The 25,250-nt window shown below is 38.9% G+C and carries 19 protein-coding genes; 11 read left to right on the forward strand and 8 right to left on the reverse strand.

Annotated features, from left to right (window positions below):
* The coding region (locus tag WMO43_RS10635) for a DUF6040 family protein (protein WP_353531148.1) at positions 1 to 497 on the forward strand (497 nt) is incomplete at its 5' end.
* Between the two features lie 195 nt (positions 498 to 692).
* Here the strand turns inward: WMO43_RS10635 and WMO43_RS10640 are convergent.
* From WMO43_RS10640 to WMO43_RS10660, 5 genes are all read right to left on the reverse strand, one after another.
* A complete protein-coding gene (locus WMO43_RS10640) occupies positions 693 to 3,020 on the reverse strand; it encodes an ABC transporter permease (RefSeq protein WP_006859032.1) in 2,328 nt (775 codons plus the stop codon).
* A 14-nt stretch (positions 3,021 to 3,034) separates the two neighbouring features.
* Positions 3,035 to 3,700 carry an ABC transporter ATP-binding protein gene (locus WMO43_RS10645; RefSeq protein WP_006859033.1) on the reverse strand — a complete coding sequence of 222 codons (666 nt, stop codon included), beginning with the start codon at positions 3,698 to 3,700 and terminating at the stop codon, positions 3,035 to 3,037.
* A 151-nt stretch (positions 3,701 to 3,851) separates the two neighbouring features.
* Positions 3,852 to 4,883, reverse strand: coding sequence for a sensor histidine kinase (locus WMO43_RS10650; protein ID WP_006859034.1), 1,032 nt, complete (start codon positions 4,881 to 4,883; stop codon positions 3,852 to 3,854).
* Positions 4,880 to 5,569: a response regulator transcription factor gene (locus WMO43_RS10655; RefSeq protein ID WP_009265522.1), complete on the reverse strand. Its 690-nt coding sequence runs from the start codon at positions 5,567 to 5,569 to the stop codon at positions 4,880 to 4,882. Before WMO43_RS10655 ends, WMO43_RS10650 begins: the two co-directional genes overlap by 4 nt.
* A 249-nt stretch (positions 5,570 to 5,818) precedes the next feature.
* Entirely contained in the window at positions 5,819 to 6,058 is a 240-nt protein-coding gene (locus WMO43_RS10660) for a DUF6061 family protein (RefSeq protein WP_006859036.1), read from the reverse strand.
* 585 nt (positions 6,059 to 6,643) lie between these two features.
* Here WMO43_RS10660 and WMO43_RS10665 point away from each other — a divergent pair.
* The 7 genes from WMO43_RS10665 to WMO43_RS10695 all read left to right on the forward strand — a co-directional run bounded on the left by WMO43_RS10665 (position 6,644) and on the right by WMO43_RS10695 (position 16,859).
* Entirely contained in the window at positions 6,644 to 6,991 is a 348-nt protein-coding gene (locus WMO43_RS10665; RefSeq protein ID WP_353531149.1) for a hypothetical protein, read from the forward strand.
* Positions 6,992 to 7,200: 209 nt separating this feature from the next.
* Positions 7,201 to 9,933 carry an AAA domain-containing protein gene (locus WMO43_RS10670; RefSeq protein WP_353531150.1) on the forward strand — a complete coding sequence of 911 codons (2,733 nt, stop codon included), beginning with the start codon at positions 7,201 to 7,203 and terminating at the stop codon, positions 9,931 to 9,933.
* Between the two features lie 97 nt (positions 9,934 to 10,030).
* A complete protein-coding gene (locus WMO43_RS10675) occupies positions 10,031 to 10,381 on the forward strand; it encodes an arsenate reductase family protein (RefSeq protein WP_353531151.1) in 351 nt (116 codons plus the stop codon).
* A 162-nt stretch (positions 10,382 to 10,543) separates the two neighbouring features.
* Entirely contained in the window at positions 10,544 to 12,643 is a 2,100-nt protein-coding gene (locus tag WMO43_RS10680; RefSeq protein WP_353531152.1) for a methyl-accepting chemotaxis protein, read from the forward strand.
* The gene (locus WMO43_RS10685; RefSeq protein WP_353531153.1) at positions 12,633 to 15,116 is read left to right on the forward strand and encodes a DEAD/DEAH box helicase; all 2,484 of its coding nucleotides are present in this window, start codon (positions 12,633 to 12,635) and stop codon (positions 15,114 to 15,116) included. Before WMO43_RS10680 ends, WMO43_RS10685 begins: the two co-directional genes overlap by 11 nt.
* A gap of 107 nt (positions 15,117 to 15,223) precedes the next feature.
* A complete protein-coding gene (locus WMO43_RS10690; RefSeq protein WP_353531154.1) occupies positions 15,224 to 16,579 on the forward strand; it encodes an MATE family efflux transporter in 1,356 nt (451 codons plus the stop codon).
* Between the two features lie 115 nt (positions 16,580 to 16,694).
* Positions 16,695 to 16,859 (forward strand): hypothetical protein, encoded by a 165-nt coding sequence (locus tag WMO43_RS10695; RefSeq protein WP_353531155.1) that lies wholly within the window; start codon positions 16,695 to 16,697, stop codon positions 16,857 to 16,859.
* A gap of 79 nt (positions 16,860 to 16,938) precedes the next feature.
* Here WMO43_RS10695 and WMO43_RS10700 read toward each other — a convergent pair whose 3' ends face one another.
* The gene (locus WMO43_RS10700; RefSeq protein ID WP_353531156.1) at positions 16,939 to 17,388 is read right to left on the reverse strand and encodes an Hsp20/alpha crystallin family protein; all 450 of its coding nucleotides are present in this window, start codon (positions 17,386 to 17,388) and stop codon (positions 16,939 to 16,941) included.
* A 399-nt stretch (positions 17,389 to 17,787) separates the two neighbouring features.
* Here WMO43_RS10700 and WMO43_RS10705 point away from each other — a divergent pair, with 399 nt between their 5' ends.
* Positions 17,788 to 19,443, forward strand: coding sequence for a GGDEF domain-containing protein (locus tag WMO43_RS10705; RefSeq protein ID WP_353531157.1), 1,656 nt, complete (start codon positions 17,788 to 17,790; stop codon positions 19,441 to 19,443).
* Positions 19,444 to 19,483: 40 nt separating this feature from the next.
* On the forward strand, positions 19,484 to 20,371 hold the full coding sequence (locus WMO43_RS10710) for a PH domain-containing protein (RefSeq protein ID WP_353531158.1): 888 nt from the start codon (positions 19,484 to 19,486) through the stop codon (positions 20,369 to 20,371).
* A 1-nt stretch (position 20,372) separates the two neighbouring features.
* Here the strand turns inward: WMO43_RS10710 and WMO43_RS10715 are convergent, their stop codons facing one another.
* Positions 20,373 to 21,053 carry an energy-coupled thiamine transporter ThiT gene (locus WMO43_RS10715; protein WP_353531159.1) on the reverse strand — a complete coding sequence of 227 codons (681 nt, stop codon included), beginning with the start codon at positions 21,051 to 21,053 and terminating at the stop codon, positions 20,373 to 20,375.
* 757 nt (positions 21,054 to 21,810) lie between these two features.
* Positions 21,811 to 22,062 (reverse strand): TIGR03905 family TSCPD domain-containing protein, encoded by a 252-nt coding sequence (locus WMO43_RS10720; protein ID WP_353531160.1) that lies wholly within the window; start codon positions 22,060 to 22,062, stop codon positions 21,811 to 21,813.
* Positions 22,063 to 22,543: 481 nt separating this feature from the next.
* Here WMO43_RS10720 and secA point away from each other — a divergent pair, with 481 nt between their 5' ends.
* Positions 22,544 to 25,111, forward strand: coding sequence for a preprotein translocase subunit SecA (gene secA / locus WMO43_RS10725; RefSeq protein WP_353531161.1), 2,568 nt, complete (start codon positions 22,544 to 22,546; stop codon positions 25,109 to 25,111).
* Positions 25,112 to 25,250: the final 139 nt, after the last annotated feature.

The raw sequence follows: 25,250 nt of genomic DNA on the forward strand, positions 1-25,250 counted from the left end.
TGTTCCAAACAACCTTGTTCCTTCTTGCATGGTATTCGCTGACAACCACTCTTTTTCAGGCAGTACAGTCAGATGTGTTCCTTTCCGATTGTAAATCATTCTTCAATGATTTAGCATCATTCATACAAACCTTTGTCGGATGGACGATTGATGCCGGGCATTCTGCGGCACAGATTAGTACAAAAATTCCAAATGCTTTTATAGCCGGAATGGTATATTGGTTATTGCTAATATTGATTGTAGGAATATGTATGGCAGGAACAGGGATGCTGGCGATACTGATAGAAATAAAGGTTATAGAATTATATAAGAAAAACTGTTGGGATGTTATTACTCTACTAATGATACTGACAAGTGTTGCTATTGTCATTTATTTTGGAGAATCAATCAAAAAAGTACTGTCAGTAAATCTTCTATTGCTTTTCGTACTTTCGCAGGGCGCATATGTTGGAATTAGATGTTATCTTAAAGTTTGGTTAGAAAAAAGACCATATTAGTATTTTCAACTTACTGTATAGACAGTAAAATTACTCCATACCAGCCTAGTGAAAATTTACTGTATGAAAAGAAGTATTACAGAGAAAAAAGGCTGTAAAAACAGGAACAGCCAGCCCGAAAGAATTTACGGACTGGCTGTATCAGCAGAGTAATGTAATTGTGGAGCTGACCGAGATATGAAAAGCTTTCTATCATCAATTTCGCATTATTGCAATAACAGATTGCTTCTTCCATGAATGAATAAGCAATATTGTCATCAAACTTTCAAGCATAAACATAGCAACAGCAAAAAGAGTAAAAGCAACAACCGGAAATACAAATCCCGTAGACATGCCTGCATTTTTCAAAAATATACCGATTGCATATCCGCCGGGGATTCCAACAACAGCAGTTATAAGCAATGCAATCAAAGTAGTAAAAAGACCTTCCATCATAAATGCTTGCTTCAACTGCTTATTTGTCATACCAATAGATTTTAGTGTGCCCATTTCCTGTTTCTGTGATAAAAGATTTGTCACAGTAAGATTGATTTGATTGATGACCGCAAATATCCACAAGATGGCTGCAATCGCATAAGCTAATGTAAAACCTGCACGATTGTCTGATTGGTGTTCTACAATAAAATCTTGAAGGGTTTGTAAGCGAACATCCCTATTGTCAGAAACGAGTAATTTGAGTTCTTGCTCGATTATCTCCTGATATTCAGCTTCTGCTTGTATTTCGATTGCGTATGTACAGTCATAACCTGCAAGTTCTTTGAGCATATTTTCCGGCATTCTGAAAATATAGCCACCCATTCCATCATTGCTGGAAGTGATTGCACCAATTTTGAATGCTTTTGTTATTGTTTTACCACTATGATTTTTGAAATTAAAGGTCACAGTATCCCCAATTTGAGGTTTCCAATGGTAAACATCATAAATACGTTCGGGATCACTTACAACTAATTCTGTATCATCAGTAATATTTCCAGACAAAACCGCTGCATTTAGCGACGCCAAATCCTTTTCATTATAGCCGAGCATCAAGGTGCTATCTGAAATATCATTGTCTGTTGAGAAATCAACTGGTACGGTAGCATAAGTAAATATATTGCTAACTCCCTCTATATCTCCAACACGCTTTACATAATCAGAAAAATATTCTTTCTGCAAGAGAGCATCCAAATTTTCACTTTCGTTTTCTAAATCAATGCTGATTTTGAAATCTCCGTACTTCATATCCCAATAACGAGCCATACTCTCGGCATTAAAAGAACTCTGATAACTTGCTGCAAGGAAAAATATAACTCCGCACAGTCCCAATGATAAAATGGTCAATAGAGATTTTTTTCTGTTTCTGGAAAAGCTGATTTTCGCTAAATATACAGGCGTAATACGATGTCTTTTGTGAGTGCGGTAATTTACAATTCCCACTGGATTTTTCAGGGCGGAAATTGGAGAAGTATTCGCTGCAATTTTTGCTGGTTTACGAACACTAATATAAACAAGCAGTATTCCAAAAAGGCATGCGCCACATAGAGAAACAATAAATGCAAATACTGACCAGCCTTTTGATTGCAGACAATAGCTGATGATCGTTCCCATGATACTACCAATTAAAATCCCCGGAACTGCAAGCATATAACCCTGTTTAAGAACTATTTTATAAATTTGCTTTTTACTTGCCCCTATTGTCCGAAGCTGTCCGAACTCAGCAACTTTTTGTCCAACCGAAATATAGAAAATGCTGTAAATTACAAGTGCGGCAGCTAAAAACAAAATGGCAGCAACTACACCATATACCGCATAATTACTGAAGGACAAAGTTGTATTTACATAATCATAGTAACTGCTGACTGTCCAATTATTCAGTCCAGTCTCCTCTGAAATTTGAGATAATATTTCTGTTGCTTCGTCTTTTGTAAGGGTATCTGCATTTTCAAGCCAAACATATCCATTAAGCAGGTTATTTCCACGTAATTCCCGGCATTTTTCAAGTGAAACAAAAACAGGATAAGCGGTAGAAGTTTTATCATGATAAATACCAACAATAGTATAATTCTTCAAAGTACCATCCAGATTCAACTGAACTATGGCGTTGATTTCCGGAGACTTATTTTCACTGGCAAAAAAGGCATCTGTAACAGCAATTTCACTTGCTTTCTCTGGATATTTTCCGTCAAAGGCAGGAATCAAACTAAGCATGTCATCATCATAATAAATCAGAGACAGTTCTTTAGAATTTTCTTTCACTGTTTTGATATTACAGGAAAGTCCTACACTTTTTACTTCTTCGTTTGCTAACAACTTTTCTTTACTGTCCTGCGTAATGTCAAAGAAAATCCCTTGATGTAATCCTTCGATTTCTTTCTGATTTTGATAAATGATATTTTGCACTGTGAGCAACGACATCATTATCATAGCAACGGCTACAATAATTGCCGAAAGGCAAAATAAGTTTTTCTTCTTATCAAAACGCACACTTTTTCGTGCTAATTTTTTAATTACTGCACTGGTATCATTTTCAAAAGGATAATTCATAATTCCCACCTCCTTTAGCCAACAATTTTACCATCTTCAATCCGTACAATGCGGTCTGCGAGTTGAGCGATCTCGTTGTTGTGAGTAATCATTACAATGGTCTGATTAAATTCTCCGCTGGTATGCTTCAAAAGCCCTAACACATCTGCACTGGTCTTGCTATCAAGATTTCCGGTCGGTTCATCAGCAAGGATAATCGCAGGCTTCGTAATTAAAGCTCGTGCAATCGCTACACGTTGCTGTTGACCGCCTGAAAGATTGTTCGGCATATTTTCCAGTTTATCTTCTAAAGCCAACATATACACAACTTCGTCCATAAATTTCTGGTCTACTGTATCGCCATCCAGTTCCACAGGCAGGACGATATTTTCATATACATTCAAAATCGGAACCAGATTATAATTTTGGAAGATAAATCCGATGTTACGACGGCGGAAAATTGTCAATTCATCATCATTCTTTTTTGCGAGTTCTTCTCCCCGTACAATCACGCTGCCGGAAGTGGGGGTATCAAGTCCTCCCATCATGTGAAGCAATGTAGACTTACCGCTGCCGGAAGTTCCAACTACGGCAACAAATTCTCCCTGTTCCACAGTAAAATTTACACCATTAAGGGCACGAGTAATATTTGGTTCTGTGCCGTAATACTTCTTTAAGTCGATTGTTTGTAAAATGCTCATATTCAAATGCTCCTTTCAAGGCTTTCTATCTGTTGATAAAGCCATTGTAAACCACAAATGTTACACAAATGTCCGAGATAGAAAAAATTTTTATCGAAAATCAGAGTGAAATGTTACAACGCTCGGACATTTCAAAAAAAGTGGTTATATCTTACCTTACAGGAAGCATAATAGAAAATTCTGAGCCTTGCCTCAGCTCTGAAACAACCTTGATATAGCCCCCTTGCCTTGTTACAATCTCACGAGCCAAATACAAACCTATTCCCACACCCTGTTGATCGTGTACTTCTTCCTCACGATAGAAGCGCCGGAAGATGGCAGCCTGATTGCTTTCTGAAATGCCCTTGCCGGTGTCGGTCACTTTGACCTCTACGTACATTTCCCACTGAACCACTGATACAGAAATCTTTCCACCTGACGGAGTGTATTTTACTGCATTGTCCAGCAGATTGAAAAGGGCTTCGCTTGTCCACTTGCTGTCATGGGAGATTATCAAATTTTCCGGGCAATCCACGGATACAGCAATTTCTTTTTTCTCTGCGGCATATACAATACTGCTCATGGCTTGTGCAAGCGTATGGAATAAGCTGCTGTCTTTCTTTTCTAATCGTATTGCTCCGGTTTCCAACCGGGACGTTTTAACCAGTGCTTGGAACAGAAAATCCAGTTTATCAGTCTGACTACGTATGCCTTGTAAAAAGTCCATCCGTTCTTCTTCTGAAACAGGCTTTGTTAAAAGTGTGTCCGTTACCATTTGCAAATTGCTGACAGGCGTTTTAACTTGATGTGAAATATCAGAAATCAGCATTTGAAGCTCCTGTCGTTCCATGTCTACCTTGTGCCGGTTTTTCTGCATAATCTCATACAACCGAATTAAGCGGTGGTTGATACGGGCAAAAAGAGTTTCACTATCATTTGACTTTTGTAATTCCTCGTTTCCATCAATCATGTTGTCCAGCGTCCGGCACAAATTAGAAGTAAAATGAGAAAGGCGTTTTCCAAAAATCAGCACCAATAGCCAAATCCAGAAAAACGCACAGAGTGTCAATGTTCCACCCACTATAAAAATTCGTATATCCTGCATTATACCGCCGAAAATACCGGTAATTACCAGCATAGAGAAAACCATGCCAGCACTAACCAGTCTACAAATTTTCTTAGCAGAAAGGTTATTCAGATTCATTTCTTTTCGCCTCCTGTCCATTGATACCCCATACCATAAACCGTTTTGATATATGTGTCGCCATCCGCTTCAATCTTACTGCGAATACGGCTGATAGAAGTAGTAAGGGTATGTTCATCTACATATTTTTCATCAACATCCCACAGTTTTTCTAAAAATTGTTGGCGAGTAAGTACCTGCTTCGGATTTTTAAGAAATAGGTTCAACATTTTATATTCCATCGCAGAAAGTGCTAATGGTTTCCCGTTCAAACTTGCAAATTGTTCCGAAAAATCCAGAAACAAGCTACCATCCTCGTAAATATCCTTAGCTGGTTTGTGATGCTCCAACATAGCGAACATGGCTTTGATTTTTCGCTGCAAAGCACTAATCGAAAAAGGTTTCGTGATATAATCCACTGCACCAGCTTCATATCCCCGTATCTGATTGCTTTCCTGATCGTTGGCAGTTAGAAATATAACTACTGTATCAGGATGCTCTGGCTTGATAAGACGGCATAGGTCATAACCATTTCCGTCTGGTAAATTTATATCCAGCAATACCAAATCAAAAATGTTTGTTTTTAATGATTCAGCGGCTGTCCTTGCATTCAGAACAGAAGTTATTGTGTAACCGTCCAATTCCAAATTATAAGTAAGCGTTTTATTCAAAAGATTATCATCTTCGACAATTAAAATATGCTTCATATTATCACTTCCTTTTCTTTTTGCAGATAGTATAACAGGCAAATGTCCGAGAATTGTTACAAGGACAAATATATTTTTCATTTTACAGCTTTTTTCTGTGTACTGCAATTTTATAAAAGAAAGGACAGCAGTGTCAAATTGCTGTCCTTTCTTTTATCATAGCTGGTAGTGTAGAAGCGTGGGTTCATCATATCGGGTGTGGTATCTTTAACTACAGGAAACTCCCTACAACACTATCTCACTTCTTGCTTAATAAAGTTCTAATGAATCTTCTGTATCCACCCACATCTGTAAATTGCCATCAAGATATAATCTTGCATATTCCAAAGGCTCATCCACAGCCAATGAAGTAAGCGCACATTCTGATCCATATGTGGTTTTTAAATTTTTTTCAGCTTCCCAGCAATCAATGCGAAGCATATATCCAGCACTTGTGTAAACATCAATACTATCGTGGTTTATATTATATTCTGCATAAATTGTTCTCATCGTATCTTATCTCCATTTTCTTTTGATAATCAGTTACAGAGTTAAATATCGAAAACATTTCAATCAGTTCACCATGTCGTTATTGTTATATGTTATATTGTGTTATGAAATTTTCTTTCCCTTAATTTTTCCCATATTAAGGTTCATGAAAAGCAATGGGAAAATGTAACACAAGGGAAAGAGTAAGGGAAAGTTCACTTGCTACAAACTTAGTATTTTCAAGGGTTTGCGAAGAATTTGATAATCAAATATAACAGTTATTAAATTTCCTAAAATATGTGAAATATCAACTGGAGTTACTATACAATGTATATCCGCAGTGTGATTCATGGCGTGATGCAGGAAATGGGATATTCCGAAGAGTAGATAGGGCGGTATTTTAATAAAAAGCTAGAGAAAGAAGCAAAGTATCAATGGGAATTTAGTGAGCATCTTAATAAAGATGTTTGTCAGCCAATATGGATATCAGAGTGAGCTTTTTCAAATTAGATATGAAACGATTAGAAATCAGTAGTTTTGAAATATATCCTTTAGTAGGATGAAAAAATTTAATGGTTTTACATTTATAGATGGGAGTGAGGTAAAATGAATTATTTATTTACAAAAGTAATGAATAGAGTAAACAAGAGGGGATACTATTCAAAACATATTGCTGAGGTTACTTTTCATAACATTCAATATAGGGAAATAAAGAATGTAGATGATTACATAAATTTAGAGAAGGAAATATGGTCTGTTGTAAAGGATAATAGAGCACAGTTTTTAATTGATGCAGAAAATTTAAAAGATCAATCAATAGAAGAAAAGGATAAAAGCATGATAATTAATTTTTCCTTAAGTGCTTCTTTGGTATTTGGAGTGATTTCGCTGGTAATGGGGACTTTGTTTGGTACAATTGCAGGTATAGTTTCTTTTTTCGCATATATATCGTAGATATCGCAATATGTATGTTTGCAGTGTTTTTGTTAGTAGAAACAACAAATGATATATTAAAATTCAGAAATAGAAAAATAATTTTTTATGAAACAATTTGCCAGATTATTAGAGGAGGCAGTTCCCGATGTGGATAGATATCAGGACATTGCCATGGAGAAAATGCTTCTAGGAAAAACAGTGAGTTAACAAGAAATAACGGGGAACAAATGAACACAAAACATAATCTGATCCTTATCAAGGGCGAAGTAAAGACATCTGAAATAATGTCATGTGAGTATAATAAAGAGACTCAGAAATGGGATGTAACATTTAATAATGGGAAAACATACTCGTATGCGAATGAGAATGTAGAAAAGCTAACTGAACCGGAAAGTTTAAATCCTAATATGTATCGTATTAGCAGAGAAGGACGGAAATTCTTTGATATTAAAGAGATATATGTATTTAAAAGTAGCCAGGGATTGTATTGGCATATTTGCTTTGGCAATGGAAGAGAAGGAGATTATCCGAAGAGTGATTTGGATATTACGGAATCCTGTCTTATGCAAAGTCAGTCTGCAAATGTATTTGAATATATAAAACAAATTGCGGATTTAATTACTTTTGATGATGAAAATGCTAATGAAAAATTATTGTCTAAGAGATTTGATAAGATTTCTTTTGTGGGTAATGATGTAGCATTAGCAAAGTATTTAAATCCATCTTTAGTGCAAGGTGAAAAAAGAAGGCGTGAATGTACACCAATTTTTCCATTTGGATGCAATAACAGTCAGTATAGGGCTGTGAAAAATGCCTTAGAAAATCAGATCAGTGTTATACAGGGACCGCCTGGAACAGGAAAGACACAGACGATATTAAATATTATTGCCAATATATTGATGCAAGGGAAAACGGTACAGATAGTATCTAATAATAATTCAGCAACGGAAAATGTATATGAAAAATTATCTTTACCCCAATATGATCTAGGTTTTGTTGCAGCGATATTAGGCAGTTCTGAGAACAAAAAGATATTTATTGAGCAGCAGGATACAAATTATCCGGATTTTTCCACTTGGAAAACAGATGAAAATTCGAATGATCTGCAAAAGAGGATAGCAGAGCAATCTGAACAGTTAAAAATTGTTTTTGATAAGCAGGAGAAACTGGCATGTTTAAAGCAGGAACTTTCACAGTTAGTTACAGAGCAGGAATATTTTGATCAATATGTTGAAGAGTCAGATGTTAATATAGATCGTATAGAGTTTAAGAAAAAATTATCTTCTAAAGATTGGATGGTATTGTGGCAGGAGTACCAGTTGATTTCGGAAGAGAAAAAGTTAATAAGATTTTGGTTTAAGATCAAGAACTTTTTTAAATATGGAGTAGCAGATTGGAGTTTCTATAGACAGGATATTTCAAAGATAATTACAACTTTTCAGGCTATGTACTATCGTGCAAAGCGTTCGGAGTTATCCGCAGAGATTACAGGTGTTGAGAAGTATCTAAACGATGTGAATAAGAATTTGCTGGATGATTTATGCAATCAGTCAATGATTGTGTTAAAAGACAAGCTGGCAAGAAAATATGAAAAAAACAATAACCGAAAAATATTTAATGAAGATGATTTGTGGAAAGAACCATACGATGTTTTGAAGGAGTATCCAGTTATATTAAGCACAACATTTTCCTCAAGGAATAGCCTGAATACGGATGTCATATATGATTATCTTATCATGGATGAAGCATCACAGGTAGATGTTGCAACCGGTGCATTGGCACTTTCCTGTGCGAGAAATGTTGTGATCGTAGGGGATACAAAGCAACTTCCGAATATGGTTGGGAGGAAGATAAAACTCAAAGCAGAAGAGATATTTGATCGTTTTAATATAAGTGAAGGATATCAGTATACAAAGAGCTTTTTACAATCAATGTTAGATGTTATGCCAAATGTAACACAAACATTGTTACGGGAACATTATAGATGCCACCCTAAAATCATTAATTTTTGTAACCAGAAATTCTATCATGGCGAATTGATCATAATGACAACAGATCATGGTGAAGAAGATGTTTTGTCAGTAGTAAAAACAGTAGAAGGAAATCATGAACGTGACCATTATAGTCAACGTCAGATTGATGTTATTAAAAATGAGATTATACCTAAATACGATTTGAATTCAAAGGAGACGGGGATTATTACACCATATAGAAATCAGGTAAAGGCATTGGAGCGGGAGATAACAGATATTGATGCTGCTACCGTACATAAGTTTCAGGGTAAAGAGATGGAATGCATTATCATATCTACAGTAGATGATGAGATATCTGATTTCACAGATGATCCATATTTGATCAATGTTGCGGTATCAAGAGCAAAAAAGAAATTAATGTTGGTGGTAACTGGAAATAAGCAATCAAAAGAACGCAATATAACAGATTTGATAGATTATATTGAATATAACAATTTTGAGGTGGTAGAAAGTAAAATATATTCTATTTTTGATTATCTTTATAAGCAGTATACAGAGGCAAGAAAAGCATATTTGCAGAAACACAAAAAGATATCAGCGTATGATTCAGAAAATCTGATGTATTCGTTGATCGAGGATATTCTCTCTGATAGCAAGTATTCAAGTCTGGATGTTGTTTGCCATTTTCCTTTGAATATGTTGATCAAAAACCCGGAATTTTTAAGTGAAGAAGAATGTCGGTATGCAATGAATCCGGCAACACATTTAGATTTTCTGATATATAACAGAATTAGTAAAAAACCGGTGTTAGCGATTGAAGTGGATGGATATGAATACCACAAAAAACATACCGTGCAGGCTTCAAGAGATTTGCTGAAAAATCGAATCATGGAGTTGTATGAAATCCCGTTATTGAGATTTATGACCAATGGTAGTGGGGAAAAAGAAAAGATTATCGAAATGCTTGAGCAACGGATGGGACAATAGAATACCATTTGCTTTATCAGAATTTGTAATGAAAATGGAAATAGCTGCTTAATAAATAATATTCATATAGTTAATAAAGAAAAAGGAGGAACAGTCAATGATTTTTATATGTTACCCTAAATGCTCAACCTGCCAAAAAGCTAAAAAGTGGTTAAATGAGCAGAACATAGAATACACAGAACGACACATTGTGGATACCAATCCATCTTATGAAGAATTAAAGGAATGGTATAATAAGAGTGGACTTCCACTTAAGAGGTTTTTTAATACCAGCGGTATTCTTTATAAAGAAATGCAGCTTAAGGACAAGCTGCCAACGATGAGCGAAGAAGAACAGCTAAAATTACTGGCAACGAATGGAATGTTAGTAAAGAGACCACTGGTTGTAAATGGTGATACGGTGCTTATTGGATTCAAAGAAGCAGAGTGGGCAGAAAAATTAAATTAAGAAGCAGAAAGTGAATGACAATCCCTTCCAAAAAAAGATAGCATATTCCGCATAATTATAGTAAAATAAAGGAAAGGCATGTCGGCATTCCGATGCATGACAAAGGAAACGGACGTAGCGAGAAAAAGTATATGCAAAGAAAAAGAACTTAGGAGGAGATTTATGGATTACGATGAGAAGTATTTTAAGATCAGTGCCAACAAAAAGGCACTGCGAATGTGGGTAATCATAGGGCTGGCACTGACGGGAGCATATATAGCCGAATGTGTCAAAGGTGCAAGAACAGTACCATATACAGTTCTGTTCTGTTTTGTCTGCTGGGTGCCATTTGTATTTACCTATATTTTTATAAAGATTAAAGGTTGGGATTATGACAACTGTAAGCATATGGTTGCAGTAGGGTATTTTATATTCTATTTCTTCCTATTGTTTACGTCATATTACCATATTGCATTTGCATACGCGTTTCCGGTAGTCAGTATGCTGGTGCTTTATAAAGATCGAAGTTTGATGATTCGATGTGGAGTTATGAACTTGATAGATGTCATAGTGACTTTTATAAAGGATTGGTTCACAACCGGATTTACACATGATGATATCGTATCCTATGAGATCATGTTCGGTTGCGTCATACTGGTATATTTAAGTTACACCTGGGCAATCAAACATTTAGCAGAGTCAGACGGCGCAATGCTCGATGCAGTAAAGGGCAATTTAGAGCGTGTAGTACATAGTATTGAAAAAGTAAAAGTAGCAAGTAATTCCATTGTAGACGGAATGAATGTAGTGCGTGAACTTTCTGATGAGAATCAGGAAGGTGCTACCGATGTTGTAAGAAATATGGAATCACTGATATCTAATAATGAAGTGCTGAATGAGCGGACGCAGTCATCCATTTTAGCAACGGATAAGATCAGTGAACAGGTAGAAAATGTAGCTGCCCTCATCAAAGAAATGGTGCAGCTTATGGAGCAGTCCGTAGAAAATGCAAAAACCAGTTCCGGACAGTTGTCAGAAGTAGTTCAGTGTACCAATGCAATGGCAAACCTGTCAAAAGAAGTTGAAGAAAATCTGAAAGAATTCAGTACTGAGTTTACAATGGTAAAAGAGGAAACAGGTACGATAGAGGAGATCAACAGCCAGACCAACTTACTGGCGTTAAATGCATCTATTGAAGCAGCCAGAGCAGGCGAAGCAGGAAAAGGTTTTGCGGTTGTGGCAGAAGAGATCCGTAAGCTGAGTGAGGAGACACAGGTATCCTCCGGCAGTATCCGTAGTGCGCTGCAGAAATTAGAGCAGACCAGTGACAGAATGACGAAGTCCATTACAGAGACATTACAGCTTGTTGCAACCAACTTAGAAAATGTAATGATCGTAGATAAGAGTGTCAACTCCATCACAACGGACTCCATACAGTTAGGTGAAAACATCCGAATTGTCAATGATGCGATGGGCGAGGTAGAGGATTCAAACCAGAACATGGTTGACAACATGAATCAGGTAAATGAAGTAGTAGAACTGATGACGCAGAACATTTCCGTAGCAGACGAAACTGTAAAGGTAATGCGTAGTAAATATGATGAAACATCTTCAAACATCATCCTGATCGAAGGAACTGTTGGAACATTGATCGAAGACCTTGGTTCCGGTGGATTCATGGGCAAGGAAGACCTGAAAGTGGGTATGTACCTGAGTGTATATGAAGAAGGTGCAATGCCTAAGAAAGAGTACAAGGGTATTATTTCCAATGTGGATGAAAAAGGAGCTCTGCAGGTGGACAGCCTGAAGTGCGAAGGTGAAGAGTTAAGCTATGACCGGAAACAGAAGTATATGGTACAGATCATTGTAGATAACAATGTCTATGGCTGGGATGATACCGAGGTTGTATACAGAGATAGCAAATACAGCATTGCAGTCAATGGCAATCCGAAAGTAGTCAATCGTAGAAAATATCCTCGTATGCCATTGAAGGCAGCATGTGAGATCAGACTGAGTGGTTCAGATCATGTTTGTGAAGGACAGATGTTAAACATCAGTGCAAACGGATATGCGATCCAGACACAGGATAAAGCAATCTTAGATACAAAGGATACGCTGATCACAGTTCATACCAAAGGCTTTACTTTCTTAGAGGATATGCCGTTAAGAGGACATGTCATCCGCATCACAGATAATGAGGGAACTTACATTGTCGGCTGTCGTATGTTAGAGGATAACAAAGCTATTTATGACTATGTAAATCAGAATTATCATGGCGAATAGAAATATCTTCCGGGCCATCCATGAAAGAAAATGGCTGAGCATAGAATATAAGAACGGAAAAGAAGAAATCACAAAATACTGGATTGGTATCATAGATATCAATCCGGTAAAAAAAACGATGAAGGTCATGGGACTTCATCTGAAACATTACACAACTACAGAGTTATACATTTATATAGAATCCATCTTGTCATCAGAAGTCATTGAAGGGTCTTATTTTGAAACGGATCAGAAACTTTTAGACGATATTAACGGTAATCCGGTGAAGTATCGGAGAGTGTTTGATCACGTTGCAAATTTGAAGATTTTAAACTATTTAGTGGACTGTAACAAGATGGATTCCGTTCCATATAAAACAGAATATGTGTTGATAGAACATTTAGACAGCGAGTGGCATGGCAATTATCATCTGAGCAGGGAACAGTTTCAACAGATCGTAAGAAAATTTCAATATGGCGTAAAAAATGCAGCGTCGAAGAAGACCATCAAACAGCTTGCCATTAACGTCATGAGCATTCATACACAAAAAGGGATCTATGTGCTGGCATATAGAAAATTACGGTTGGATGTGGTAAAGCGTACCTTAAGGCAGGATGATGAGATTACGGTATGCATGGAGTTTGCCTTAGAAAAAAACAGACCGGAAGCGAAATTCAGCATCCGAAAATTTTTAGATGCAGATGATTATGAACTGTTAAATCACTTTGAAGAAAATCAGGAGTTGATCAAAGACAAAATAACAAGATCGAATCCTCAGATCAACGGTGTGGATGATATGCCATATCTCATTGCCGTTGGCAGGGATGTCATGGTCGATCTGCATCAGGAGTATGAAGCCATTCATAAAATGTATGAAGCGGACAACGTGACGATACCGATCAAGGCATTTTTTGGAGAACTCTTAAAACAGGTGGATCGGCGTAAGAACTATCCGATCACACTTTTAGATAAAAAAATCAATCTGGATCAGCTCCTTGCGATTCACAATGCGATGAAGTATCCATTGGCATACATCCAAGGGCCTCCCGGAACGGGCAAAACAAATACGATCGTAAATACAATGGTGACTGCTTTCTTTAACGAGAAGACAGTCTTGTTTGCGTCCTATAACAATCATCCGATCGATGGCGTGTGTGAAAAATTAAAATCCATACCATATCGAAACAAAGGTGCAATCCCATTTCCGATCATCCGTCTGGGAAATGACAACTGCGTGTTGCAGGCACTCAATGACATGAGGGATTTGTACGAAAGGACGAAAGACCTCGCTATTTTCGACAGTACCTTAGAAAGAAATAAAGATGATAAGACAAAGCGAACCGAAAAGCTGACAAAACTTCTGCAAAGACATGAAGAAAAAATCGAACTGAAAGAAAGAGAAGAAGCCATCTTAAAAATGGCAGATTCCAATCAACATCTGATGTTTCAGACGGACTTACAGGGCGTGCAGTTAGCCGAAGTCCGTGAAAAGCTGGCGCAGATCGGAGACATTACCGATGAAGAGGCATTAAAGCTGGTTGTGGAAGATGAAGAAATGTTTAAAAAATATCTGTATTATACTTCGGCAAAATACATCCAGCGGCTCAAAGAACCAAAGAATCAGGAATTGATGGAAATCATAAACTGTGCAGACGAAAAGAAAAAAGTGCAGCAGTTCAATGCTTATATACGAAAAGCGGAAAACTTAAAAAAATTCCAAAAGATCTTTCCGATCATTGCGACAACATCCATATCGGCACATAAACTCGGAGAGCCGGGAACCTACTTTGACATGGTCATAATGGATGAGGCAAGCCAGGGAAACATTGCGATGTCTTTAGTGCCGATCATAAGAGGGCGGAGTCTGATGTTAGTCGGCGATCCGCAGCAGTTGAGTCCGGTCATTTTGCTGCATCCGGCAGATAATGAAAGATTGAAAAAAATATATAGCGTAACGGAAGAATACGACTATATCAAAAATTCCATCTATAAAACGTATTTAGCCTGTGATGCGGTCAGTGAGGAAATTTTACTCAGCCACCATTATCGCTGCAATGAAAAGATCATTGCATTTAACAATCAGAAATATTATAACAACAAACTGGTGATCAACAGTCAGAGTCAGGCAGATACACCGCTGATATTTAAAAATATTGCAGGGAATACCACGAATTACAAAAATACCGCACCAAGGGAAGCGGAAGAGATCATAGAGTTTATCAAAGATAATCCCGATAAAAGTATCGGTGTGATCACACCGTTTACCAATCAAAAAGAGCTGATCCATGCCATGTTGCAGGAAAACGGTATGAAAGATGTACCATGTGGCACAGTCCATGCCTTTCAGGGGGACGAAAAGGATGTTGTACTTTTTTCACTTGCATTGACAGAGCAGACCGGGCAGGGCACCTATGACTGGTTAAAAAATAATAAAGAACTGATCAATGTGGCAACATCAAGAGCCAAAGAACAGTTAGTCATACCCTTTTTATAAGAAAAGGAAGTAAAATGATATTGAAAGATCGGACAAAATGATTTAAGCTATTCCGTGGCTGAAATGAAAAAACGAGAAATTTTGATCATATAGAAGGAGCAATACAAATGAAGATACAAAAACAGGTTCCGCTTACAGAGGGGCCGATCTTAAAATCACTGACCGGACTGGCGGTGCCGATCATGATCTCTTCCTTTTTAGGAACACTTTATAATATCACGGATATGGCGTGGATCGGACTGTTAGGCTCTAAGGCAGTGGCAGCGGTGGGAGTCGGCGGCATGTATGTTTGGCTGTCACAGGGACTTGCTTCACTTGCCCGTATGGGTGGACAGGTGCATGTGGCACAGTGTCTTGGACGAGGAGATAAAGAGCAGGCACACCGGTATGCTAAGACAGCCGTGCAGCTTTCAATCCTTTTAGGACTTGCCTTTGCGGCAGTCAGTCTGTTGTTTACAGATCCGCTGGTCGGATTTTTTAAATTAGAGGGTGTAAAAACAATCCTAGATGCAAAAATATATATGCGCATCACCTGCGGTCTGATCCTGTTTTCCTTTTTAAACCTGACACTGACCGGATTGTATACGGCGCAGGGAGATTCTAAGACACCGTTTGTGGCGAACTTTATCGGACTGCTCATCAACCTGTTATTAGATCCTCTTTTAATCTTAGGAGTAGGGCCGTTTCCGAGGATTGAAGTGGCGGGAGCAGCAGTTGCGACGGTCAGCGCACAGCTCGTCGTTATGCTTGTGATGATGGTCGGAGTATTCCGCTCGAAAAAAGAAGAAAATGTACTCAAAGGAATCCGCCTTTTTGAACCGTTTTCCAAAGAAGAACTTGGAAACATCTGTAAGATCGGAGGTCCTACGGCAATACAGGGAATGGTATACTGTATGATCTCCATGGTGCTGACCAGAATGGTGGCAGCGTTTGGTGCAGAAGCGATCGCAACCCAGCGGGTGGGCGGACAGATAGAATCTGTTTCCTGGAATACGGCAGACGGATTTGCGGCGGCATTAAATGCCTTCGTCGGTCAGAACTATGGTGCGAAAAAAATGGACCGTGTGCAGGAGGGTTATCGGATCTCCTTTTGGACGGTAGCTATCTGGGGAGCTTTGATCATGCTGGCATTTATTATTTTTCCGGGGCCGATAGCCGGAGTATTTTTCCATGAAGAAAAAGCCATGGAAATAGCCATCAGTTATCTGATCATCATCGGATTCAGCGAAGCATTTATGTGCGTGGAACTGATGACGATCGGAGCGTTGTCCGGCCTTGGCAAGACAAAACTGTGCAGTGTGATCAGTATTACGGCGACCTCTATGCGTATTCCGTTAGCAATGGTTTTAAGTCGTACCTCATTAGGTCTGGATGGAATCTGGTGGGCATTGACGCTGACCTCCGTAGCGAAAGGAATCATCTTCTATCTGACCTTCCGTTATCAGATGCGTGAAAAATGTTGACGGGATTTTTCGAAAGGTGTTAATCTAAAAACGATAAAGATCAGAATGAAATGAAAGGAGAGTGCGGTATGAACGGATTAGGATATGTGCCGTCCGGTGCATTGGCAGATTGAATGTGCTGATAGAAGTCGCATCCGGTATCGCCGTATTCCCGGGGGGAGTGCTAACGGAAAAATCATACATTACCTGTTATTTTGCAGAAGCCGGTCTGCGGAGAATACAGATCAGCATTTTAATGCTGGTAACGGCAATCATTATGTGGCGTTATAAGAAAGATTGATAAAAAAATCCGGGTGCCAGTCGGCATCCGGATTTTTCACTAGAGATTATGTTTCTGAAAGGAACTTATTAAAGGAGAATTATCCTTCAATTGCAATGTAGTTGTCCTTTGGAAGAGATTTTACATCTTTCTTAGGAAGGCTCAGTCTGAGGATTCCGTCCTCAAATTTTGCATGAACATCGTCCTGGGTAACGCCTTCGCCTACATAGAAGCTACGGCTCATGCTGCCGCTGTAGCGCTCTTTGCGGATGTAGGTTCCGTCTTTTTCCTGTTCATCCTTATCGAGACCTTTGCTGGCAGAAATGGTAAGGTAACCATCCTGAAGCTGTGCTGAGATATTGTCTTTCTTAAATCCCGGCAGGTCAATGTCTACTTCATAGCCGTCTTTGGTTTCGCGGACATCTGTCTTCATAAGGTTCTTTTCATGTTTTCCATACAGAGGATTCTTCTTACCAAAGAATTCATCTTCAAATGGGAAGTCCATCCAGTTATCAAATAAGTTTTCTCCAAAAATACTAGGCATCATCATAAGTCATGTCTCCTTTCTATGACGTTGTTGATATTTAAGCACTGTCGGAGAATCCGAAGTGTTGAAGTTATGTTTGAACTCGGTTTCGATTTTCTTATTTCTCTATTTCCTTTGTTCAAGTAGAACTATAGCACTGATTATTAGCACTGTCAATAGATGAGTGCTAATAAAATTGTGAAATTTATGTGAAAACAATAAAAAGATAAATATTAAATAAAAAAACAATAAAAAGTCGCGCAATAATGAACGTAAATATAGGAAAACCGACGGATTGTAAATGCGGGGAAACTGCCGGAAAGGGCATTATTTCATTGAATCTACAGGGGGTCTATGGTACAATATATATAAATTTACAGTTACATATAGGAAGCTATATGCGACACAGGAGCAGGTGAGCATATGAAGTTTTTTAAAGAATATATTATAACGGCCATTGTCGGATTGCTACTGGCCGTTGTTTTGATTGTAAGCGCAAAAGATGAAGGAAATACCCTTACGAATGCGAAGCAGAGAAGTTACGATGACAACTGGACAGTTCAGATAGGAAAACAGGAAAAGTTTTATAAGGAGCTCCCCGATACACTTCCAAGAAAAAATAATGAGACAAAATTCATATTAAAAAAACAGCTTCCGCAGGAGATTGCACATGGTGACACGGTAGCATTTTATATGGGACATAATGTGATACATGCTTATGTGGATAATGAAATGGTCTATTCTTTTAATATTCCAAAGGACTATGAAAAAACCAGTAAGACACCGGGAACAACCTGGACTTTTATCAATCTTTCGTCGGAGTATGCAGGAAAGACACTAACCATTGAGTTAGAACCGGTCTACGAAGATAAAGCAGAGACTCTTCCGGATATTATATATGGCGACAGTGCAAAGATTGTCGTTGATATTATTACAGACCGTTCTTTGGCTCTATTTGCATCAATATTGATGTTTGCCATTGGACTGGCAATTATTATCGGATTGATGTATTTCCAGCGGGAACTCCATGTGCCGGATTATTTATACTGGCTGGGAGTGTTTTCTATTGTTGTGGCATTCTGGTCCGGTATTCAGACACAGATCATCTCTCTGATCTATGCCCAGAATGTGAGGGGAAATCAGGTGGCATTTATCGTATTCCAGATGCTTTTAATTCCACTGGTTTCATTTGTGAAAAATTTCTGTGAAGTAGAAGAAAGTAAGATATATGATGGAATCTGTGTTGCCAATGTGGTGATACTTGTAGTGACAACGGTTCTGCAGTTTTTGGGGATCAGAGATTATAGGGAAACCATATGGATGGCATACGTTGTCTACGGTATCGGATTCCTCTGGATGCTCTGGATCGTTGGAAAACGGATTGTACAGGGTAAGAAAAAAGAACGAAGAAGAATGATCATACAGGGGCTGTGTCTGGGTGAACTTCTGTTTTTTGTGGGATATGATATGGTACGTTATCTGCAGTGTGAGACGGTGGATTCTGCAAGATTGAGCCGATATGCCCTACTGGCCTATATCGTGATCATGCTTTGCATTGTATTTCAGAATTCCATTCACCTGATGCGTTTAGGTGAGCAGTTTGAAAATATCTCGAAGGAAGCAAGAATCGATGCACTGACAAAACTTTCTAACCGTACGGCATTTGAACATGATTTGATGTCATATGAAGCAACACAGAAGTCGGCAGCAGTTATGTTCGATCTGAACAATCTGAAATATTTTAACGATACACATGGTCATGCGACCGGAGATTATTACATTATTGTATGCAGTGAGATCATTCAGGATATTTTCGGTATGTATGGAAAAGTCTATCGGATCGGTGGAGATGAATTCTGTGCAGTAACAGAAGGTGTTACCGAAGAAGAATTCATGGAGTTGCGAAGAGGAATGAACGACAGGATCGAGGCATTGAATGGAAGATTTTTTGAAAATAAAATGTCTGTAGCATCCGGTTATGCAGCGTATGATAAGAAGTCCGATCATGATATTCACGATACGATCAAGCGGGCAGATCAGAAGATGTATGAATGTAAGGCGGCCATGAAGGGACGCTGATCATAAAAAGCAGAGTAGGTAGTAGAAAGGAGCAGTTGGCATGAACGTCAGCATTATCATTGCAGTTTGTTATTATATCGTATTAATCGCTCAGTTTGGAATTATGTGGAAAGCAAAGAATCCGGGAGAAAATGAGATTTTTTCAATTACGGTTCCAAATGAAAAATTAGAAAACGAGGAGATCAAAGGGGTTCAGAAAAAATATATGACGATGCTGGGAATTTTCACAGTGATCTTTGTGGCTGCGCCGGCAGTGATGTTTGGAACAGACAATGGAACCGTACAGGTATTGCTCTGGATGATCCTATTTTTACTGTTGGTCGTATGCAGCTATCTGCCATATTGGGTTGCGAATGCCAGAGTAAAAACATTGAAAGCAGAACATCATTATATGGATGGATGTTCCCTTCCACAGATCGATGAGCAGTGGAGACATGGAATTTTTTATTATAATCCGGGTGATACGCGTCTGAATGGCGAAAAAAAGATCGGAGTCGGAACCTGTATCAACCATGCAAAACCAATGGGAAAATTCCTGAGCGTGTTAGCCTGGGTACTGATCGCTCTGTTATTGGTATTTGGAGTATATTTAGTCCGTGCACAATCACTTCCGTTGACACTTACTTATAAAGACGGAGTCCTGGAATCGGGACAGACAAGAACGAATTACACGATAGATGTCGATACAATGCAGTTTATTATGTTCTTAGATAAACTTCCAAGCAACAGTAAAGTATTTGGAACCGGTATGGATAATTTACAAAGAGGAATCTATAATGTGGAAGGATTTGGCGAATGCCGAATGAATGTCAATCCGCAGAATCAGGCATTTATCCTGATTCAGACGGAAGACGGATGTTATATCTTCTCAGCCGATAAAGACGAGAAGACATCCGAAGTATACCAGCAGTTAAAGGATGATCTGTAGATTATTCACGGGCGAGCTGCTGGATGTGCTGCAATGCTTTGCTGACAGCAGGGATTGCAATGATCACTAAAGTGATGATGGCTTCCGGTATTAAATAGAATCCGTTATAAACTAAGGAATAAACCGGAGCGCTCATTCCGCTTCCCTCTGCGTATGCAGCAAAGAATAAGAGTCCTGATAAAAATGCAAAGACATATCGCCCGAGCACACCGACGATGTAGCCTTTGATCAGTCCGTGTTTGGAGTCATGGAAGAAACCGGATAATCCCAATGCACCAAAAGCCAGAGGATAATCTACCAGCAACTGTGGAATGGAATAGAAGACCGGATCGATGACGAACTGTAAAAGTCCGTAAGCAACAGAAGTCATAATACCGACTTCCGGACCGTACCAGTAACCGATCAATACAATGAACAGCATACTGAACAGCGTAATGGAGCCGCCCATTGGAAGGTGAAACAGCTTAATCATAGATGTTACGGTTCCAAGGGCCATAGCAACAGCAGAAAATACTAACTGCTTTGTGGAAAGCTTGTGGGAGCCCTTACGACTATGAATAAAAAGAGCAGCTGCGATTAAGATGACGATTAGTGCAACAATGGTGAGAATACCACCGGTAGTAAGCTGAAAGACATCTTCATCCCAGCTGTTTTTTGTTGCAAAAGCAAAAAAATTGGACATAATAAAACCTCCTGTGTCCTATAATCTTATGTAGTTATACGTTAACGTTGCTACTATAGCAATCCGCAGGGAGAATGTCAAGGTGTGCATCCCTGGCTGATACCTCTCAGCTTATGCGTGGATCGTATGCATGGAGTCAGAATGTATCCGTCAGATATGCAGGGTAGCAGTTGCCGCTAAAAGCAGACATAAAAAATCACACAAAAAAAGCACCACCTCTGAATAAGTTCTTCAAAGATGATGCCTTTAAACTTCATAATCCAATGGACTGTCCTCACTTTCTTCTTGTGTTTCTTTTTGGGTTTAGCTTACGTTTTTGGTGGACCGTACCTCCTTGTTTTTATTTTTTATAAATCATCCAATCGCGATTGTGTTGGAGATTTTTTGAATTCAGCTTTTTCACGAGGTGCTGAAGTTCTTTTTTCATTTTTGAAATCGGATTCCAAAATCTTTATTCTTTCCGGCTTATGAACTCTTCCTGTTAAGTTCTTTGTTCGATTGGTATTCGACTTTATCCTTTTATCCTTCTTTGAATTTCAGATTATGAAAACTGCCATTCTTAAATGCTTTTTCGTTGTAGTCTTATGTTCCCATTGGACTGTACCTCCTTGTTTTTTATTTGTCTTCTGTTCTTTTGTTGATTTTATATTAACAGATAGAATGAGGTTTGTCAACAAGAAATTTTAAAATTTTTAAATAAATAATAAATTATCTGAAAGTTGAGAATAAAACAAACAATTAGTACAACAAAAACGAATTATTTGGATGCTTCGTATGCCTCGCGACAGGCTCTTGCTAACTGATCACCACAGGAAGTCGGACGGCCGTTACAGGAGATGCCGCTCAGCCTTTTCTCTACTTCGTCAATCGTCATGCCCTCTACCAGTTTTGGGATCGCCTGCAGGTTTCCGTCACAGCCACCGTAGAATTTTACATGTTTGATGATGTTGCCATCTAATTCAATATCGATCTGTTTTGAACAGGTTCCTTTCGTCTGATAAGTATACATAAATGTTCCTCCTTTGCGTTTTATAAAATTTGTAAAAAACGATTTTGATTGCCGGATTCGGGCTTCAACATGATATTTTAACGATACTTTTATTAATTGCACAAATGAGATATGGAAGGTTTCTTTTTGTGCAATGGAAATGAAACTCTAGAAATCATGGAGCTCCTTAGCGAACATGATTTCTGTTTTATGAGGTTCATTGGAATGGTCTGCACAAGGAAACATGAAATGTCTCATTTGTGTAATCTGGTATATAACATCAAAAATACCATGTTGAAACCCGAATCCTTTGATATTATAGCATGAAGTTTATAATAGGAAGTCATTTTTACAAAAATTTAATAATTCGTTCATAGCTTTATGGGGGATTATGTATTGTTTCACTGGGGAAATCGTGATAAAATATTCTCTATATGCAAGTATTTTTTATTTTAGGAAAGACTGCTATGGGAAAGATGGCAGAGACGATAGGAGATCGAATATGAAGATAGCAGAAAAATTGTTTGGCACGCATAGTGACAGGGAACTTAAAATTGTAAATCCAATCGTAGACAAGATTGAGGCAATGCGGGACTCCATGATGGCATTGTCTGATGAAGAACTGAGAGATAAAACAAAAGAGTATAAGAAACGTTTAGAAGAAGGCGAGACATTAGACGATCTGCTTCCGGAGGCATTTGCAACAGTAAGAGAGGCAGCAAGACGTGTTCTTGGCATGGAGCACTACCGTGTACAGCTTATGGGTGGTGTGGTACTGCACCAGGGACGTATTGCGGAGATGAAAACCGGTGAAGGTAAGACCTTGGTATCCACACTTCCGGCATATCTGAATGCATTGGAAGGAAAAGGTGTACACATCGTTACCGTCAATGATTATCTGGCAAAACGTGATGCTGAGTGGATGGGAAAAGTTCATGAATTTTTAGGACTGACCGTAGGTGTGGTTTTAAATAGTATGGACAACGATGAGCGCCGCGAGGCATATAACTGTGATATTACTTATATTACGAATAATGAACTTGGATTTGACTACCTGAGAGATAACATGGTCATTTACAAGGAGCAGCTGGTACAAAGAGGCCTTCATTATGCAATTATCGACGAGGTTGACTCCGTATTGATCGACGAAGCGAGAACACCGCTTATTATTTCCGGTCAGAGTGGAAAATCTACCAGTCTTTATGAAGCCTGCGATATTTTAGCAAGACAATTGGTACGAGGCGAAGAGAGCCAGGAGTTTTCCAAGATGGATGCCATCATGGGAATTGAAGTGGAAGAGAGCGGAGATTTTATCGTAAATGAAAAAGATAAAGTCGTAAACCTGACACAGGATGGTGTGAAGAAGGTAGAGCAGTTCTTTAAGATTGACAACCTTGCAGATCCGGACAACTTAGAAATCCAGCACAACATTATTTTAGCACTCCGTGCACACAATCTGATGTTCCGCGATCAGGACTATGTCGTTCAGGATGATCAGGTATTGATCGTAGATGAGTTTACCGGACGTATCATGCCGGGCCGCCGTTATTCTGACGGACTGCATCAGGCAATTGAGGCAAAAGAGCATGTAAAGGTTAAGAGAGAAAGTAAGACATTAGCAACCATTACTTTCCAGAACTTCTTTAATAAATATGATAAAAAAGCAGGTATGACAGGTACCGCTTTAACAGAGGAAAAAGAGTTTCGTGATATTTACGGAATGGACGTTATCGTCATTCCTACGAATAAACCGGTTATCCGTGAGGACTTACAGGATGCCGTTTATAAGACGAAAAAAGAAAAATATCATGCAGTAGTTGAGGAAGTGATTAAGGCACATGAAAAAGGTCAGCCGGTATTGGTCGGAACCATTACCATTGATATTTCCGAGGAAATCAGCCGGCTTTTGAAAAAAGCAGGAATTCAGCATAAGGTCTTAAATGCGAAGTTCCATGAAATGGAAGCAGAAATCGTAGCAGATGCCGGATTGCACGGAGCAGTTACGATCGCAACCAACATGGCAGGCCGTGGTACCGATATTAAGTTAGACGATGAAGCACGCGCTGCGGGCGGTCTGAAGATCATCGGTACAGAGCGTCACGAATCCAGACGTATTGATAACCAGTTGCGTGGACGTTCAGGCCGTCAGGGAGATCCGGGTGAATCCCAGTTCTTCATTTCCTTAGAGGACGATCTGATGCGTCTGTTCGGTTCTGAGAAGCTGATGGAAGTATTCAATACGCTTGGTGTTCCGGAAAATGAACAGATTCAGCATAAGATGCTGACCAATGCGATTGAAAAAGCACAGATGAAGATCGAGGGTAACAACTTTGGTATCCGTAAAAATCTGTTAGAATATGATCAGGTTATGAACGATCAGAGAGAGATCATCTACGAAGAGCGCCGCCGCGTATTAAACGGCGAAAGTATGCGGGATGTGATCTATAAGATGATCACGGATCGTGTGGAAAATACGATCGATATCTGTATTTCCTCCGATATTCCAAAAGAGGACTGGAATTTAACAGAACTGAATGAGCTGTTACTTCCGATCATTCCGTTAAAACCGATCACGGCAGCACTGACAGATGAAGTAAAAGATGTCAAAGAGTTAAAGCATAAGCTGAAAGAACAGGCAGTGAAGCTGTACGAAGCAAAAGAAGCAGAGTTCCCGGAACCGGAAGCACTGCGTGAATTAGAGCGTGTGATCTTATTAAAGGTTATCGACAGAAAATGGATGGATCATATTGATGATATGGACCAGCTCCGTCAGGGTATCGGGTTGCAGGCATATGGACAGAAAGATCCGTTAGTAGAATACAAGATGAGCGGATTTGATATGTTCGATGATATGATCGCGAACATTCAGGAAGATACCGTAAGACTTCTCTTCCATGTCCGCATTGAGCAGAAGGTAGAGAGAGAACAGGTTGCAAAAGTAACCGGAACGAATAAAGATGATTCTGTGGCAGCGACTCCAAAGCGCCGTGAGACAGCAAAGGTATATCCGAATGATCCATGTCCATGTGGCAGTGGAAAGAAATACAAACAGTGTTGCGGAAGACGCTAAAGAAAATCAGGTAAAAATAACAGGGAGTGCATCGGAAGACGAGGCATTCCCTGTTTCGATTCTATGGACAGGCTCTTAAAGTCCGACATTGTCGGAGAGCGCTGTATACCATATAAGAGGAAAGGATTCATTGGAAATT

It is taken from the genome of Maccoyibacter intestinihominis, assembly GCF_040096355.1.
Taxonomy (GTDB): Bacteria; Bacillota; Clostridia; order Lachnospirales; family Lachnospiraceae; genus Maccoyibacter; species Maccoyibacter intestinihominis.